At 63.2% G+C, this 14,123-nt stretch carries 16 protein-coding genes; 8 read left to right on the forward strand and 8 right to left on the reverse strand.

Annotated features, from left to right (window positions below; translation table 11 throughout):
* Positions 1-139: 139 nt before the first annotated feature.
* On the reverse strand, positions 140-847 hold the full coding sequence (locus U0023_RS10180) for a glutathione S-transferase family protein (protein ID WP_009493314.1): 708 nt from the start codon (positions 845-847) through the stop codon (positions 140-142).
* A gap of 103 nt (positions 848-950) precedes the next feature.
* Between U0023_RS10180 and U0023_RS10185 the strand changes: the two genes are divergently transcribed.
* The 4 genes from U0023_RS10185 (at position 951) to U0023_RS10200 (ending at position 4,855) form a co-directional block, all read left to right on the forward strand.
* The gene (locus U0023_RS10185) at positions 951-1,832 is read left to right on the forward strand and encodes a LysR family transcriptional regulator (RefSeq protein WP_009493313.1); all 882 of its coding nucleotides are present in this window, start codon (positions 951-953) and stop codon (positions 1,830-1,832) included.
* Positions 1,833-1,918: 86 nt separating this feature from the next.
* Positions 1,919-2,758 (forward strand): chorismate mutase, encoded by an 840-nt coding sequence (locus U0023_RS10190; RefSeq protein WP_009493312.1) that lies wholly within the window; start codon positions 1,919-1,921, stop codon positions 2,756-2,758.
* Between the two features lie 53 nt (positions 2,759-2,811).
* Positions 2,812-3,912, forward strand: coding sequence for a pyridoxal phosphate-dependent aminotransferase (locus U0023_RS10195; protein WP_009493311.1), 1,101 nt, complete (start codon positions 2,812-2,814; stop codon positions 3,910-3,912).
* The gene (locus U0023_RS10200) at positions 3,905-4,855 is read left to right on the forward strand and encodes a prephenate/arogenate dehydrogenase family protein (protein ID WP_009493310.1); all 951 of its coding nucleotides are present in this window, start codon (positions 3,905-3,907) and stop codon (positions 4,853-4,855) included. Before U0023_RS10195 ends, U0023_RS10200 begins: the two co-directional genes overlap by 8 nt.
* 64 nt (positions 4,856-4,919) lie before the next feature.
* On the opposite strand, the gene clpB is transcribed toward U0023_RS10200, so the two are convergent.
* The gene (gene clpB, locus U0023_RS10205; protein ID WP_009493309.1) at positions 4,920-7,541 is read right to left on the reverse strand and encodes an ATP-dependent chaperone ClpB; all 2,622 of its coding nucleotides are present in this window, start codon (positions 7,539-7,541) and stop codon (positions 4,920-4,922) included.
* Positions 7,542-7,715: 174 nt separating this feature from the next.
* On the opposite strand from clpB, the gene U0023_RS10210 reads away from it, so the two are divergent.
* Together U0023_RS10210 and U0023_RS10215 are read left to right on the forward strand one after the other, a co-directional pair.
* Positions 7,716-8,042, forward strand: coding sequence for a hypothetical protein (locus U0023_RS10210; RefSeq protein ID WP_154661256.1), 327 nt, complete (start codon positions 7,716-7,718; stop codon positions 8,040-8,042).
* A gap of 3 nt (positions 8,043-8,045) precedes the next feature.
* A complete protein-coding gene (locus tag U0023_RS10215) occupies positions 8,046-8,330 on the forward strand; it encodes a hypothetical protein (protein WP_040639274.1) in 285 nt (94 codons plus the stop codon).
* 170 nt (positions 8,331-8,500) lie between these two features.
* On the opposite strand, the gene U0023_RS10220 is transcribed toward U0023_RS10215, so the two are convergent.
* Positions 8,501-8,791: a GIY-YIG nuclease family protein gene (locus U0023_RS10220; protein ID WP_009493306.1), complete on the reverse strand. Its 291-nt coding sequence runs from the start codon at positions 8,789-8,791 to the stop codon at positions 8,501-8,503.
* A 206-nt stretch (positions 8,792-8,997) separates the two neighbouring features.
* On the opposite strand from U0023_RS10220, the gene U0023_RS10225 reads away from it, so the two are divergent.
* Positions 8,998-9,780: an MOSC domain-containing protein gene (locus U0023_RS10225; protein WP_040639495.1), complete on the forward strand. Its 783-nt coding sequence runs from the start codon at positions 8,998-9,000 to the stop codon at positions 9,778-9,780.
* A 274-nt stretch (positions 9,781-10,054) separates the two neighbouring features.
* Positions 10,055-10,333 (forward strand): hypothetical protein, encoded by a 279-nt coding sequence (locus tag U0023_RS10230; protein WP_009493304.1) that lies wholly within the window; start codon positions 10,055-10,057, stop codon positions 10,331-10,333.
* Positions 10,334-10,451: 118 nt separating this feature from the next.
* Here U0023_RS10230 and U0023_RS10235 read toward each other — a convergent pair whose 3' ends face one another.
* The 5 genes from U0023_RS10235 to U0023_RS10250 all read right to left on the reverse strand — a co-directional run bounded on the left by U0023_RS10235 (position 10,452) and on the right by U0023_RS10250 (position 14,036).
* Entirely contained in the window at positions 10,452-10,667 is a 216-nt protein-coding gene (locus tag U0023_RS10235; protein ID WP_195904278.1) for a hypothetical protein, read from the reverse strand.
* On the reverse strand, positions 10,613-11,134 hold the full coding sequence (locus U0023_RS35530; RefSeq protein WP_083861501.1) for a type II toxin-antitoxin system VapC family toxin: 522 nt from the start codon (positions 11,132-11,134) through the stop codon (positions 10,613-10,615). The genes U0023_RS10235 and U0023_RS35530 overlap by 55 nt, the downstream gene beginning before the upstream one ends.
* Positions 11,118-11,936, reverse strand: coding sequence for a hypothetical protein (locus tag U0023_RS10240; RefSeq protein ID WP_009493303.1), 819 nt, complete (start codon positions 11,934-11,936; stop codon positions 11,118-11,120). The genes U0023_RS35530 and U0023_RS10240 overlap by 17 nt, the downstream gene beginning before the upstream one ends.
* Before the next feature lie 8 nt (positions 11,937-11,944).
* The gene (locus tag U0023_RS10245) at positions 11,945-12,868 is read right to left on the reverse strand and encodes an IS1595 family transposase (RefSeq protein ID WP_009493302.1); all 924 of its coding nucleotides are present in this window, start codon (positions 12,866-12,868) and stop codon (positions 11,945-11,947) included.
* A gap of 121 nt (positions 12,869-12,989) precedes the next feature.
* Complete coding sequence (locus U0023_RS10250; protein ID WP_009493301.1) at positions 12,990-14,036, reverse strand: DUF4167 domain-containing protein; 1,047 nt, start codon at positions 14,034-14,036, stop codon at positions 12,990-12,992.
* Positions 14,037-14,123: the final 87 nt, after the last annotated feature.

The following is a 14,123-nucleotide window of genomic DNA, read 5'->3' on the forward strand; positions in this document are numbered from 1 at the left end:
CCGGTACTGCGGAGCGGCTGTCGCGTCAACGAACATAACGTCTCGCCGGGGCCTGTAAGTCCCTGGGATAAGGTTGTCGACGACCTTCCATTTCGCGAAAAGCCCGCCTCATGGCGAGAGGCGGGCTTTCAACTCTTGATCAGGCTGCGAGCGCTTGCTGGCGCAGGAAGTCGTCCAGGGACATCTCTCCCCTGAACCCGCCGGTGCCGGCGGCCTTCTCGCCTCGCTCGATCGCGTGAGCGAACTGGACCGCCGGGTCCGCCTCCAGCTTCTCGAAGAGGCGCTGCAAGCCGGGATAGTCGCGCCGGTCGACGACGTCGTGATATTTGGTCCAGCGGGCAATGCCGATGAAATAGGCATCGGCCAATGTGCGCTGTTCACCCAGAAGCCATTCCTTGCTCCCGAGCAGCGCATTCAGGTTGGTATGGGCTTTCGTGACCTGCGCCGCCCCATAGGCTCTGAGAACATCCTTTTCGCTCCCCACCGCGCCGTGCTCGAGGGCATGCCAGAGCGGGCCGAAGGCGGCGAAGAAGCTGGTGTTGAGAAAGGCCAGCATCTGGTTGAGGCGATCGAACCCTGACGTCCCCTGCGGGAAGGATAATCCCTTGTCGATGCCCCGTGCACCAAGATGATTGAGGATGGCCATGCTCTCGTTGATCCGCTCGCCCTTGGCGGTGACCAGGGTCGGGGTTTCTCCGAGCGGATTGATCGTCCGATAGGCGTCGCTCGTTACGACGGCGGGCATTTCGATGCGGCAGAGGCGATAGGGTTCCCCAAGCCATTCCAGGGCAACGATCGAGCCGAACGAGCATCCCGAGGGAACGCCGTACATGAGGGTCTGAATCATGGTGTGTCTCCGTTCTTGATGACGTCACCACGATGCCATTGTGGACTTTAGGTCTGTAGATGATAGTTTTGAGACTCAAAGTCCACAATTGTGAACGATAGGGATGAGGTTCAGCTTCAACGATCTGCATGTCTTCGTCCAGGCCGTGGAGCACGGAGGTTTCGCCGCCGCCGCACGGCAGTTGAACATGCCCAAATCGACCATCAGCAAACGCGTCGCCGAGCTCGAGGCCGATCTCGGTATTCGCCTGATCCACCGGACCTCGCGCAGCTTCGTGTTGACCGATGTCGGCCGGGATTTCTACGACCATGCCCGGGCGGCCGTCATCGAGGCGGAGGCGGCCGAGAGCGTGGTGCAGCGGCGGCGGGAAGAGCCCCAGGGCCTCGTTCGGATCACCGCTTCCGTTCCGGTGGCGCAGTACCACCTTGCCCACCGTCTGCCCGCTCTTGCGCGTGCCTATCCCAGGCTCGATCTGCAGCTCCACATCACGGATCGCTTCGTCGACCTGGTTCGGGAAGGCTTCGACATCGCGATCCGAAGCCATTTCTCGCCTTTACCCGATTCCGACCTTGTCCAGCGCCGGATGGCGGTCGAGCGCATCATACTGGTCGCAGCGCCGGACTACCTGGCTCTTCAGGGCGTGCCGAAGCACCCCGAGGACATCGTTCGCCATGACGGGCTGTTGACGGGACCCACGACAAGGACCTGGCGCCTGACGCACAAGGACGGCCGGGACGTGCAGGTCACCCCGGCACCGCGGCTCGTTGCCGATGAATCCCTGGTGCTGTTGAGGGCCGCGGCCGCCGGGCTTGGGATCGCATGCCTTCCCGAATCCATCCCGGCGGCGGCCATGGAAGCCGGAGAACTGACAGGGGTGCTGCCGGACTGGTCGGCCGGAAGCGTAACCTCCACGATCCTGACGCCCCATCGGCGCAGCGAGCTTTCATCCGTCAGGGCCGTCATCGATTTCCTGGCCGGGACCTGATGGCCCGTAAAACCCCCAGTGCAATCGGTGATGACAAGGCCGGGCAAAACCGTCAAAGAAAGGGCCCGACCGAAGGATGACGTGACATGTCCGCCGAGAAGCCCGCCCCCTCCCTTGCCGAGCTGCGCCAGGAGATCGACCGGATCGACGAGGCGATGCACCGGCTGCTCATGGAGCGCGGCACCATCATCGACCGGCTGATCGCCTCCAAGAAGGCCTCCCAGACAGGCATAAGCTCCGCCTTCCGGCCCGGCCGCGAGGCCTCGATGATGAAGGCTCTGGCCGAGCGTCATGAGGGGCTGCTGCCCCTCGACACGGTGGAGAGCATCTGGCGGGTGATCATCGGCACCTTCACCTACGTCCAGTCCAACTACTCGGTCCATGCCGACATTTCGGGCGGGGACGCGCCCATGCGCGACTCGGCCCGGTTCCATTTCGGCTTCACGGTGCCTTACGTCACCCATCCGAGCGCCGCGGCCGTGATCGAGGCGGTGGCTGCTTCGCGAGGCGATCTTGGCATCTTCCGGCTCGACCAGGGCGCGACCAGCGGCGCCTGGTGGCGCACGCTGGCCGACAAGCGCCGCCCGAAGATCATCGCGCGCCTGCCCTTCATCGAGCGGCCCGACCACCCGGCCGGAACGCCGGTCTTCGTCATCTCCAAGCCCCTGACCGACGCGGCCGTGCGGGACGTGGTGCTCTATGCCGCCCAGTTCGAGCGCTGGCACAAGGGCGCCAACGAAGCGCTGATCCAGCTCGGCGGCGAGGTGGTGGCGAGCGCGGCCGACACGAACGGCCTGTCCGAGCTCATCGCCGTGCCCGGCGCCGTCGAGCCCGCGCAGCTGCGCCAGGCCCTCACCAAGGCGGGCGCGAGCCTCGCCCAGCTCGCCGAGATCGGCAGCCATGCCGAACGTTTCCACGTGAAATGAACATGAAGCTGCGCTAGAGCATCCGCCAACAGACCGATTGCTAGGAAGTGAAGATGTCCACCCGTCCCCAGCCCCGTCCCGGCGTGATGCAGATCGACGCCTATGTGCCCGGCAAGAGCAAGGCCGCAGGGGTTGCCAAGGTCCATAAGCTCTCCTCGAACGAGACACCCCTCGGCCCCTCGCCGAAGGCCATGGAAGCGTTCCGGTCCTTCGACCATCTCGAGCTTTATCCGGACGGCGCGGCGACGAAGCTGCGCGAGGCGATCGGGGCGAAATACGGCCTCGATCCGAGCCGCATCATCTGCGGCGCGGGCTCGGACGAGCTGCTCGCGATGATCACCCATGCCTATGTGGGCCCGGGCGACGAGGGCATCTTCACCGAGCACGGTTTCCTGGTCTACCGCATCGCGATCCTGGCCGCCGGAGGGACGCCCGTGGTGGCGCCGGAAAAGGACCTGCGCACCGACGTGGATGCGATCCTTAGCCGGGTGACGGAGAAGACCAAGATCGTCTTCCTGGCCAATCCCAACAACCCGACCGGCACCTACATTCCCTTCGACGAGGTGAAGCGCCTGCATGCGGGACTGCCGCCCCATGTGGTGCTGGTGCTCGACGCGGCCTATGCGGAATACGTCCGCCGCAACGACTACGAATCGGGCCTCGAGCTCGTCGCCACGTCCGAGAACGTGGTGATGACGCGCACCTTCTCGAAGATCTACGGCCTCGCCAACCTTCGTCTCGGCTGGATGGTGGCGCCCGCCCACATCGCCGACGCGGTCAACCGCATTCGCGGACCGTTCAACGTCAGCGGCCCGGCCATGGCGGCCGGCGTCGCGGCGATCCAGGACGAGGCCCATCTGGCGAAGGCCATCGAGCACAACGAGCGCTGGCTCGCATGGCTCACCCGCGAGATCGAGGCCCTGGGCCTGACGGTCACGCCGAGCGTCGGCAATTTCCTGATGGTCCACTTCCCGAAGGAAGCGGGCCGGACCGCGCAGGATGCCGATGCGTTTCTCTCCGGCCGCGGCCTGATCCTGCGCCGGATCGACGCCTATGGCCTGCCGAACGCGCTTCGCCTGACCGTGGGCGACGAGGAGGCGAACGGCCTCGTGGTGGCGGCCCTGCGCGATTTTCTCGGGGGGCAGCATGCCTGAGCGTCTCGGTCCTCCGCGCGACACGCCGCTCTTCGAGCGCGTGACCCTCATCGGCCTCGGGCTGATTGGCTCGTCCATCGCCCGCGCGGCGCGCCATCTCAACCTCGCGCGCACCATCGTGGCCGTCGATGCGAGCGAGGCCGTGGTCGAACGGGTCAAGGAACTCGGGATCGCCGACGAGGCGACGACCGACGTTGTGGCGGGCGTGCGGGATGCGGATCTCGTGATCCTCTGCGTGCCCGTGGGCGTCTGCGGGACGGTGGCCGAGGCCATGCGCTCGGGCCTCAAGCCCGGCTGCATCGTGTCGGATGTGGGTTCGGTGAAGGCCTCCGTCATCGCGCAGGTGCAGCCGCATCTGCCCGAGGGCGTGTCGTTCGTGCCCGCCCATCCCGTGGCCGGCACGGAGCATTCAGGCCCGGATGCGGGCTTCGTGACGCTCTTCCACAATCGCTGGTGCATCCTCACGCCGCCGGACGGCACGGACGAGGCGGCCGTCGCGCGCGTGCGCGCCTTCTGGGAAGCGATGGGCTCCAATGTCGAGGTGATGAGCGCGCAGCACCATGATCTCGTGCTCGCCATCACCAGCCACGTGCCGCACCTGATCGCCTACAACATCGTCGGCACGGCGGCGGATCTGGAGACCGTCACGCAAGGCGAGGTGATCAAGTTCTCCGCCGGCGGCTTCCGCGACTTCACCCGCATCGCCGCCTCCGACCCGACCATGTGGCGCGACGTCTTCCTGCACAACCGGGAAGCCGTGCTGGAGATGCTGGGCCGCCTCAACGAGGACATCGCGCTGCTCGCCCGCGCCATCCGCTGGGGCGAGGGCGACAAGCTCTTCGACCTCTTCACCCGCACCCGCGCCATCCGCCGCGGCATCATCTCGTCGGGCCAGGAAACCCCGGAGCCGGATTTCGGCCGCCGCCGCGAGGACAAGGCGTAACGGGCACAAAAAAATGGCCGGGCTTCGCGCCCGGCCATCGTCTTTGTCGCTATAGGCAACCCGCTCAGTTCAGCCGCGCGCCTTGCGGCGGGCGCTCCGTGCCGCCGACGGTGACGTCGCCGATCATCAGGCCCATGGGGCCCGCATGCACCGGCACGGTCTCGCCGTCGTGGATCTCGCCCGAGAGAATGAGCTCCGCCAGCGGATCCTGCACGTTCTTCTGGATCACGCGCTTCAGGGGACGCGCCCCGTAGGCCGGATCGTAGCCCTTGTCGGCGAGCCAGTTGCGTGCCTCCTCGTCGAGCTGCAGCGTGATCTTGCGATCCTCCAGCAGCTTCTGCAGGCGGCGCATCTGGATGTCGACGATCGCGCCCATCTCCGAACGCTTCAGCCGGTGGAACAGGATGATCTCGTCCACGCGGTTGAGGAATTCCGGCCGGAAATGCGAGCGCACCACGCTCATGACTTCGTCGCGCACCGCGTCCGTGTCCTGGCCCTCGGGCTGGTTCACCAGATATTCGGCGCCGAGATTCGACGTCATGATGATGAGCGTGTTGCGGAAGTCCACGGTGCGGCCTTGGCCGTCCGTGAGGCGTCCGTCGTCGAGCACCTGCAGCAGGACGTTGAACACGTCCGGATGCGCCTTCTCGATCTCGTCGAACAGCACCACCTGATAGGGCCTGCGGCGCACGGCTTCGGTGAGAGCACCGCCCTCCTCGTAGCCCACGTAGCCGGGAGGCGCGCCGATGAGCCGGGCGACCGAGTGCTTCTCCATGTATTCCGACATGTCGATGCGCACGAGCGCGGTCTCGTCGTCGAACAGGAAGCTCGCGAGCGCCTTCGTCAGCTCGGTCTTGCCGACGCCCGTGGGGCCGAGGAACATGAACGAGCCGATCGGCCGGTTCGGATCCTGCAATCCTGCACGCGCACGGCGCACGGCGGTCGACACCGCCGTGACGGCTTCGGCCTGGCCGACGACGCGCTTCGCCAGATCCTGCTCCATGTGAAGCAGCTTCTCGCGCTCGCCCTCGAGCATCTTGTCGACGGGCACGCCGGTCCAGCGCGAGACGACCTGCGCCACGTGGTCGGGCGTCACGGCTTCTTCCATCAGGCCGCCGCCATCGGCGCGCGCCTCGACTTCGGACAGCTGCTTCTCAAGCCCCGGGATGACCCCGTAGGACAGCTCGCCCGCCTTCGCCCAATCGCCGCCGCGTTGCGCGGCGGCCAGCTGGTTGCGCGCCTCCTCGAGCTTCTTCTTGAGGTCGGCGGCCGTTCCGAGCTTGTCCTTCTCGGCCTTCCAGCGCGTGGTGATCGCGTCCGACTGCTCTTCCAGGTCCGCGAGCTCCTTCGAGAGGCGCTCGAGGCGGTCCTTGGAAGCGGTGTCCGTTTCCTTCTTGAGCGCCTCCTGCTCGATCTTCAGACGCACGATCTCGCGGTCGATGTTGTCGAGCTCTTCGGGCTTCGAATCCACCTGCATGCGCAGGCGCGAGGACGCCTCGTCGACGAGGTCGATGGCCTTGTCGGGCAGGAAGCGGTCGGTGATGTAGCGGTTCGACAGCGTGGCGGCGGCCACGAGCGCCGAGTCGGTGATGCGTACGCCGTGATGCTGCTCGTACTTCTCCTTCAGTCCGCGCAGGATCGACACGGTGTCCTCCACCGTGGGCTCGCTCACGAAGACCGGCTGGAACCGACGGGCGAGGGCCGCGTCCTTCTCCACGTGCTTGCGGTACTCGTCGAGCGTGGTCGCGCCGACGCAGTGCAGCTCGCCGCGCGCGAGCGCGGGCTTCAGGAGATTCGACGCATCCATGGCGCCGTCGGCTTTGCCGGCGCCGACCAGCGTATGCATCTCGTCGATGAACAGGATGATTCCGCCCTCGGCCGACGTGACTTCCTGAAGCACGGCCTTCAGGCGTTCCTCGAACTCGCCGCGATATTTCGCGCCGGCGATCAGCGCGCCCATGTCGAGGGCGAGCAGCTGCTTGTCCTTCAGGCTCTCGGGCACGTCGCCGTTGACGATGCGCAGCGCCAGGCCTTCGACGATGGCGGTCTTGCCGACGCCGGGCTCGCCGATGAGCACCGGGTTGTTCTTGGTGCGGCGCGACAGAACCTGGATCGTGCGGCGGATTTCCTCGTCGCGGCCGATCACCGGGTCGAGCTTGCCGTCGCGGGCCGCTTCCGTCAGGTCTCGCGCGTATTTCTTCAGCGCGTCATAGGCGTTCTCCGCCGTCGCGTTGTCGGCGGTGCGGCCCTTGCGCAGCGCATTGATGGCGGCGTTGAGGCCCTGGGCCGTCACGCCGGCCTGAGCCAGGATCTTGCCTGCTTCCGTGTCCTTCTCGACGGCGAGCGCCAGCAGCATCCGCTCGACGGTGACGAAGGAATCGCCCGCCTTCTCGGCTGCTTTCTCGGCGGTGTCGAAGAAGCGCATCAGTTCGCGCGTGGCCTGCGGCTGCGAAGCCGAACCGGACACCTTAGGCTGCTTGGCGAGCCATTGCTCGACGGTCGCATGGGCGTCGCGGGAGCGCCCGCCGGCACGGTCGATGAGACCGGCGCACAGGCCCTCCGGATCGTCGAGCAGAACCTTCAGGATGTGACCGGGAGCGAGCTGCGGGTGCCCTTCGCGCACGGCAAGGTTCTGCGCCGCCTGAACGAAGCCCCGGGCACGCTCAGTATATTTTTCGAAATTCATTCTCATCCCTCCTCAGATCCGCCCGCCCTTCTGGAGGCACGGGCCGATCCTGCGATGTCGGACCTCCTTCTGGAGCATCCGCAAACCTTAGGTGGGAGCATGGATCAGGAACAACAAGAGGGGAACCGGCATGTCCTCCTGGCATTGACCCAGCAACAGTTTGAGGAGGTCTTCATGACACGTGACCCGCGCTCGGACGCCGAGAAAGCCCGCGCAGACCTTGCCCGCAACGCGGAGCTTGGCCTTGCGGTCCCGGAAAGCCCGGTCGAGGAAGGACCGTCGGTCACGCCGGAAACCTTCGGCGACACCACCGAGAACGGGCGGGTGCCCCCCTTGCCCGGCCAGACGTCCGCCGAGGTCGAAGCAGGCCGGGACATCGGTGATTCCACCGGAAGCATCGCCACGTCCCGGGACATCCCGGTCGATCCCAAGCACGTGAAGGCCCCTCCGACTCATCGCAGCGACGAAGAAGACGGCGTGCTCACCCGCGCCAAGGAGTGACGAATGATGGCCCTATCCGATCTTATCGCCCGTCTGAGCCCGAAGAAGCGCAAGGCCGAACAGGCCGAGAAGGCGCGCGAGGAACTGAAGGCCAATGCCGAGAAGGCCCTGCGCATGAAGCAGGAGGCCGGCCCGCAAACGAAGATTCCTGAGCATCAGACCTCGCACGAAGGTATGCACCAGCAGGATCCGCACCAGGTGGAGGTCGACGCCACCCGCGGCCGCGAAGCCGGTTTCACCCCCCAACTCAAGCGCTCGAAGGTGGCCCGCTCGGGCGACGCTTCGTAAGAGTTGCGTACGCGCCTGAGAAAAGCCCCGCCGAAACGGCGGGGCTTTTTTGTTTGTAGCCCCGGTGTCATCCCCGGCCGGAGCGTAGCGAAGGGGAAGGGGATCCATAGCGCAGCGCTTGGGAGTGGATCCCCTTCCCTCGCTGCGCTCGCCGGGGATGACACAGCGGGTCAGCGCGCCGTCGGATCAAGTTCTATCCAATCAGGATTGGAGCGCTCGATGAGCTTGATCTTCCATGCTCTGTTCCAACCTTTGAGCTGCTTTTCTCGCGCAATCGCATCGATCACATCTGCAAACATCTCTACATAGACGAGGCGAGTGACCCGGTACCGCCTCGTAAATCCAGGAATAGCCAGGGATTTATGCTGCTCCACCCGTTGTACCAGATTACCGGTCACGCCGATGTACAGCGTGCCGTTCTTCTGACTGGCCAGAATGTAGACGGCGTAGCGTTCGTGCATCGTAACAGTCTCAGTTTTTTGATACTCTATAACAAAATGTACTGTCGTTGTCATCCCTGGTGAGCGAAGCGAGGGAAGGGGATCCACCTACACGCTCAGCGCTCTGGATTCCCTTCCCCTCCGCTACGCTCCGGCCGGGAATGACAATGAGGTCGGCGCTCTGTCATCCTCTTGCCCCGCATCGCCGCGCCCATTATCGCTACGCCATGAGCATCCGCATCGCTTCCCTCCAGCGCTATCCGGTCAAGGGCCTGTCTCCCGAGCCACTGACCCAGGTCTCCCTCACGAAGGGCGATTACTTTCCCGGTGACCGGCTGTTCGCCATCGAGAACGGCCCGGCCGGGTTCGACCCGGACAACCCGCAGCATCAGCCCAAGATCAAGTTCCTGATGCTGATGCGCAACGAGAGCCTGGCGCGGCTCAGGACCCGTTATCTCGATTCGATCACGACCCTTTTCATCGAGCAGGGCGGGCGCGAGGTGGCGCGGGGCGATCTCTCGACGAAGGAAGGGCGGCTCGCCATCGAGGCCTTCTTCCGCCGCTTCATGCCGAAGGAGCTGCGCGGCGCACCGAAGCTGCTGACAGCGCCGCAGGGCTTCCGCTTCACGGATTCCCGGCGCGGCTTCGTCTCGCTGATCAATCTCGCGAGCGTACGCGAGCTGGAGAAGGTGGTCGGCTCGGCCGTCGATCCGCTGCGCTTTCGCGGCAACATCCACATCGAGGGGCTCGACCCTTGGGCGGAGTTCGACCTCGTCGGCCAGGTGCTGACCACGCCCTCGGGCGCGCGCCTGAAAGTGACCAAGCGCATCGAGCGCTGCGCCGCCACCAACGTGGATCCGCAGACCGGCCTCCGCGACCTGCAGATTCCGAAAAGCCTCATGGCGGCCTATGGCCATTTCGATTGCGGCATCTATGCCGAGGTGCTGGACGGGGGAACGCTCGAAATCGGCGAGGATCTCGAGGCGGAGCAGACGACGCTGGCGTTGTGATCTTCGTCCTCTTCCGGGCGGAAGGGGGCGCCCGCACAGGGGCATACTCTCCACGTCATCACCGGCCTTGTGCCGGTGATCTGGATGGATTGAAGCGCCGAGCCTCACCGGATCGGGATGGCCGGGACAAGCCAGGCCATGACGTTGCGGATGTCCATCCCGACAGGCACCGGGACAACAAAAAGGCGATATTATACTTGACGTACCCAAGGAGTAGACTCCTAAGCGCGGGCATGCTTCGATGCCCCTCTCAATCACCTAGAGGGAGGGGCAAATGGCACAGTACTTGATTAGCTACGATCTTCATTGGAGGCGCGACTACGAGCCGATGTGGAATTTCTTAACCAACCAGGGCGGGGTGCGCCTTCTGGAGTCGCTGTGGCTGCTTTCGTCAACGGCCACCATAGCTCAGGTTTCTCAGGTACTTACGACCTTGATAGATAATGATGACAGCTTCGCTTTAATCGAGTTGAAGCAAGGATCAGAGTGGGGCACCATGCGAGCCAAGCCGGAAGGTGCACAGTGGCTCCAGAATAATATCCGCCGCTACTAGTGCCCTAGCCAATAGGACTCGCGCGCTCTGATTGGCACTCGCAACAATGCGGCCACTGCGAATACTATACGCAGCCTCACGATTTTCATTCTCATCTCCTACCAAGGAAAAACCCGGCTCACTGGCCGGGTTTCTTAGTTTCGGGCTTATCGCCCTTCTCTCGTTTGTCTGGTCGTTTCGGCGGCACAACCTTGCCAAATGCCTTCTCAAAGGCTTCGCCCGTTTCGTCGCACCCCGCTGCTTTAGCGGCAGCAACAAAGCGCGCCGCCTGATCCGCCTTTAGATGTTCAGGGCTGTTTGCACGGCGCGAGGTCTTTCGATCCGAAGAGGCCATAGGTTCGCAACCATTCCGTTGAGTTCTAAAGGAGATAGATGCTTGGAGTCCATTCGCCCCGCATCTGAAGTTACCATGTAATCACAGCCAGCATGAATAGCCGTTGCGATGTGAATAGTATCTGGAACTTGGGGAGCCTTCTTTGTGATGGCTCCTGCATCTTTTTGAGCCTGATAGAAGTTCCTAATCTTGTACGCGCAGTCTCCGATGCGATCTAAGACGGGGAGAACTTGAAAGTTACTCCTCGCTTGCAGTCTTTGCCAAACAGCCCACATAGTGGGATCGTTTTTGCATTCGAGTACCTCAAGTTTAGTTATTACAGAGGTTACGCCGATAAACCTGTCGCTGCATAACTCAGATATAATGCCGCCAACATCGTGCGCATCTCCTCGGCCCTGATTGCCGGTCAGCCAATCAAGAACAAAGCACGTATCAAGGTATATTTTTGGCTTATTCTGTCCAGCCATCGCGTATCTTCGCCAACTGCTCGAATATTTCCCTGCGAGAGTCGGCGAATACGCCCCCAAACTCCATAAGGTCTAAGCTTTCTACTTCGTCCAACACGGTTACTTCCTCAACGAATATTCGATGAGGATACCGTGCATTGGGACGGTATACGGCTTTGCCGTACACAGATGCCTTATGGGTCAACGCCCGCTTGTGCTTTTCAATCTCGTCGCGAGCGAACTCGCAAGTTATCCACTTCGGTCCAACAGCCGGATAGAGCCGGAATGTTGGCTTGGCGGAATGAACATTGATTTCTTCGATTAGGCCCTGCCACTCTTCCGTATGAGCCTCGTTGCGGAAAGTCACCTTCTCAAAGGCGGACTTAAGCTCAATTCCTATTTCTACGGCCTGATCCAGCCAGCGTAGCTTGGTGGCGCGAACGGAATGGCCAACTGGCTTTAGGGCGCTGCGGATACCCTCAAGGGCGGAGTTGCTCAACTCCTCCGCATCGACGCCTCTCGCAAGCTGATTGACCCCGCCAAAGAACCGCTGAAGCACGTTACTCGCAGAATTGAAGCTGGACGCTTGGTCGAGAGCAATACCGCCTAGGACCACGGTAGCATCGGAGTGATGGAGGTCCACAACCTTCCAGGTGAGGGTCTTATGAGCGTGTAGATCCTCATCAATGGCTTCTAGGACTTGGCCAATAGCCTCAAGCTCCGCAATGAAGTCATCTAAAGACACATCTGTGCCTTCGCCGCCCAATGCTGCAACGACGATCTCTAACTTCTGGGGCAGAGGCGTATCTAATCGCTGTTCCATTGGAGAACCTACGCGGCCAACGAGTCCCGGTACATTAACCGTTTACCCACGATGCCAACCAAGACCTTATCAGATCGTTCCTGATCTCCAAGGCCGAGAGCGGCGCGGTGATTATATCTAAAGTCGAACTCAGCAAGATAGCGGTGAAGGTGCTTCTCTCCGCAATGTTGGTAAACGCCCTTCATTCCCCGCTTGAATACGGAGAAATAACCCTCAATCGTGTTCGTATGAACTGTGCGATCTTCAAGGGAGACATACTCACCCTGTCCATGACGCACGAACCGATGCTCTGCGAAGTCCTTGCTCAGATGGTAGTAGTGTCCGGCTTCGTCCGTCATGACGCTGGCCTCTTTGGCAAGGTTTTGGCGCAGGATCGGGGTAATGGTAGCGGGCTTTAGGTCGTCCACGACCATGCTTGTGGCCCTGCCCGTATTCCGCTCAACCAGCGTCAGCACCTTCATTTTGTGATGGTACGCCCGCTTTTTGGGTGCGCCCTTCTTGCGGCCGATGAAGGTCTCATCGACTTCAACCACGCCGCCGTCAGCCCCAAAAGGGGACAGGTCGCCCTCCCTCATAGCCTCGCGGATGCGGTGAGACATGAACCAGGCCGTCTTGAGCGTCACCCCAAGGGTGCGGTGAAGCTGGTTGGAGCTGATACCCTTCTTACTGGAGCAGAGAAGGTACATGGCCTGAAGCCAGACATGCAACGGAACATGGCTGCTCTCAAAGACCGTCCCAACCTTCACCGTGAAGGGTTTACGGCACTGGTAGCACTTGTAGGCCCCGATCCGGGTGCTCTTACCGCCCATCTTGGAGATGCGCTCGAAGCCACCGCAGTGAGGGCACACTGGGCCTTCCGGCCACACCCGCGCTTCGACGAAGGCGTAAGCGGCCTCTTCATCATGGAAGTGAGGGGCGGAAAGGATGGACACGACGGACCTCAAACTGTTGATACGCTTAAGGTATCACGGTCTTTGGGTACGTCAAGTATAATATCGCCAACAAAAAAGGGAGGGCCAAGCCCTCCCTTTTCGTATCGTCTGTCATGAAGCCTTACTCGGCCGCCGGGGTCTCGGCCGGATCGGGCGCGAAACCGGCTTTCTCGGCATTGGCCGCGTCGAGCATCTCCTGGCGGGTGCGGCGGCGACGGCGGGGGCGGGGAGCCTCCTCGTCGTTGGCCGCTTCCTGCACCACCGGAGGGGCGGGCGGAGCCTCCTCGACGGCCACCGGGGGAGCCGGGGAGCGGACGGGGTTGGTCAGGAAGGCCGGCAGGGTGCCCTGCTCGGGCGCCTCGGCTTCCTCACGACGGCGTTCGCGCTGGAAGCGCTCACGGCGCTCGGGACGCTCAGAACGCTCGCTGCGCTCGAAACGGTCGCTCCGCTCCTGGCGCTCCGGCCGGTCGCCCCGGTCGTTGCGCTCGAAACGGGCAGGGCGCTCATTGCGCTCGCCGCTGTCCTGGCGCGCCTCGTAGGGCAGCTCGTCCTGACGCTGCGAGTCCTGACGCGAATCCTGGCGCTGGTAATCCTGGCGCTGGTAATCCTGGCGCGGGCCTCGGTCGCGCTGGAAGCGCTCGCGACGGTCGCCGCGATCGTTCCGATCGCCACGATCCTGGCGGTCGTTCCGGTCCTGCCGGTCGCCGCGATCTTGGCGGTCACCACGATCCTGCCGGTCGAAGCGGCTCGGGCGGTCGTTGCGCTCGCCGCGGGATTCGTAGGGCTGCGGCTGTGAGCCGAAATCCTGGTCGTCGCCGTTGCCGAAATCCTGACCGCCGGACCGGTCGAAGCCCTGGCGCTCACCTTGGGAGAAGCCCTCGTCCTCGCCGCCCTCCTCGTCGAAGGGCCGCTGCTGGTAGCCGTACTGCTCGCGCAGCTGCTCCTGGGCGGCGGCGATGATGCGGAAATAGTGCTCGGCGTGCTGGAAATAGTTCTCGGCCGCCACCGGGTCGCCGCTCGATTGCGCGTCGCGGGCGAGCTGGCTGTATTTCTCGGCGATATGCTGAGCCGTGCCGCGGATCTTCACGTCCGGGCCGTTCGACTCATAGCTCTTCGTGAGGGGATTGGGCCCCTTGTTGTTGCGGTTGTTGTTGTTACGACCGCGCATCCGCCTGTTTTGTCCTGGTCTCATTGTTCGCTCTACGAGCCTCGCTGGTTCTTCATGCCCACGCGATATGCAAGCCAATATTCACCG

The sequence above is a fragment of the Microvirga lotononidis genome (assembly GCF_034627025.1).
Classification (GTDB): Bacteria; Pseudomonadota; Alphaproteobacteria; order Rhizobiales; family Beijerinckiaceae; genus Microvirga; species Microvirga lotononidis.

What these genes read in the sequence shown, in the direction of transcription:
- U0023_RS10180 (WP_009493314.1), bottom strand. Translation starts at nt 847, where the DNA reads ATGATTCAGACCCTCATGTACGGCGTTCCCTCGGGATGCTCGTTCGGC.
- U0023_RS10230 (WP_009493304.1), top strand. Translation starts at nt 10,055, where the DNA reads ATGGCACAGTACTTGATTAGCTACGATCTTCATTGGAGGCGCGACTAC.
- U0023_RS10200 (WP_009493310.1), top strand. Translation starts at nt 3,905, where the DNA reads ATGCCTGAGCGTCTCGGTCCTCCGCGCGACACGCCGCTCTTCGAGCGC.
- U0023_RS10190 (WP_009493312.1), top strand. Translation starts at nt 1,919, where the DNA reads ATGTCCGCCGAGAAGCCCGCCCCCTCCCTTGCCGAGCTGCGCCAGGAG.
- U0023_RS10185 (WP_009493313.1), top strand. Translation starts at nt 951, where the DNA reads ATGAGGTTCAGCTTCAACGATCTGCATGTCTTCGTCCAGGCCGTGGAG.
- clpB (WP_009493309.1), bottom strand. Translation starts at nt 7,541, where the DNA reads ATGAATTTCGAAAAATATACTGAGCGTGCCCGGGGCTTCGTTCAGGCG.
- U0023_RS10220 (WP_009493306.1), bottom strand. Translation starts at nt 8,791, where the DNA reads ATGCACGAACGCTACGCCGTCTACATTCTGGCCAGTCAGAAGAACGGC.
- U0023_RS10215 (WP_040639274.1), top strand. Translation starts at nt 8,046, where the DNA reads ATGATGGCCCTATCCGATCTTATCGCCCGTCTGAGCCCGAAGAAGCGC.
- U0023_RS10195 (WP_009493311.1), top strand. Translation starts at nt 2,812, where the DNA reads ATGTCCACCCGTCCCCAGCCCCGTCCCGGCGTGATGCAGATCGACGCC.
- U0023_RS10210 (WP_154661256.1), top strand. Translation starts at nt 7,716, where the DNA reads ATGACACGTGACCCGCGCTCGGACGCCGAGAAAGCCCGCGCAGACCTT.
- U0023_RS10240 (WP_009493303.1), bottom strand. Translation starts at nt 11,936, where the DNA reads ATGGAACAGCGATTAGATACGCCTCTGCCCCAGAAGTTAGAGATCGTC.
- U0023_RS10225 (WP_040639495.1), top strand. Translation starts at nt 8,998, where the DNA reads ATGAGCATCCGCATCGCTTCCCTCCAGCGCTATCCGGTCAAGGGCCTG.
- U0023_RS10235 (WP_195904278.1), bottom strand. Translation starts at nt 10,667, where the DNA reads ATGGCCTCTTCGGATCGAAAGACCTCGCGCCGTGCAAACAGCCCTGAA.
- U0023_RS35530 (WP_083861501.1), bottom strand. Translation starts at nt 11,134, where the DNA reads ATGGCTGGACAGAATAAGCCAAAAATATACCTTGATACGTGCTTTGTT.
- U0023_RS10250 (WP_009493301.1), bottom strand. Translation starts at nt 14,036, where the DNA reads ATGCGCGGTCGTAACAACAACAACCGCAACAACAAGGGGCCCAATCCC.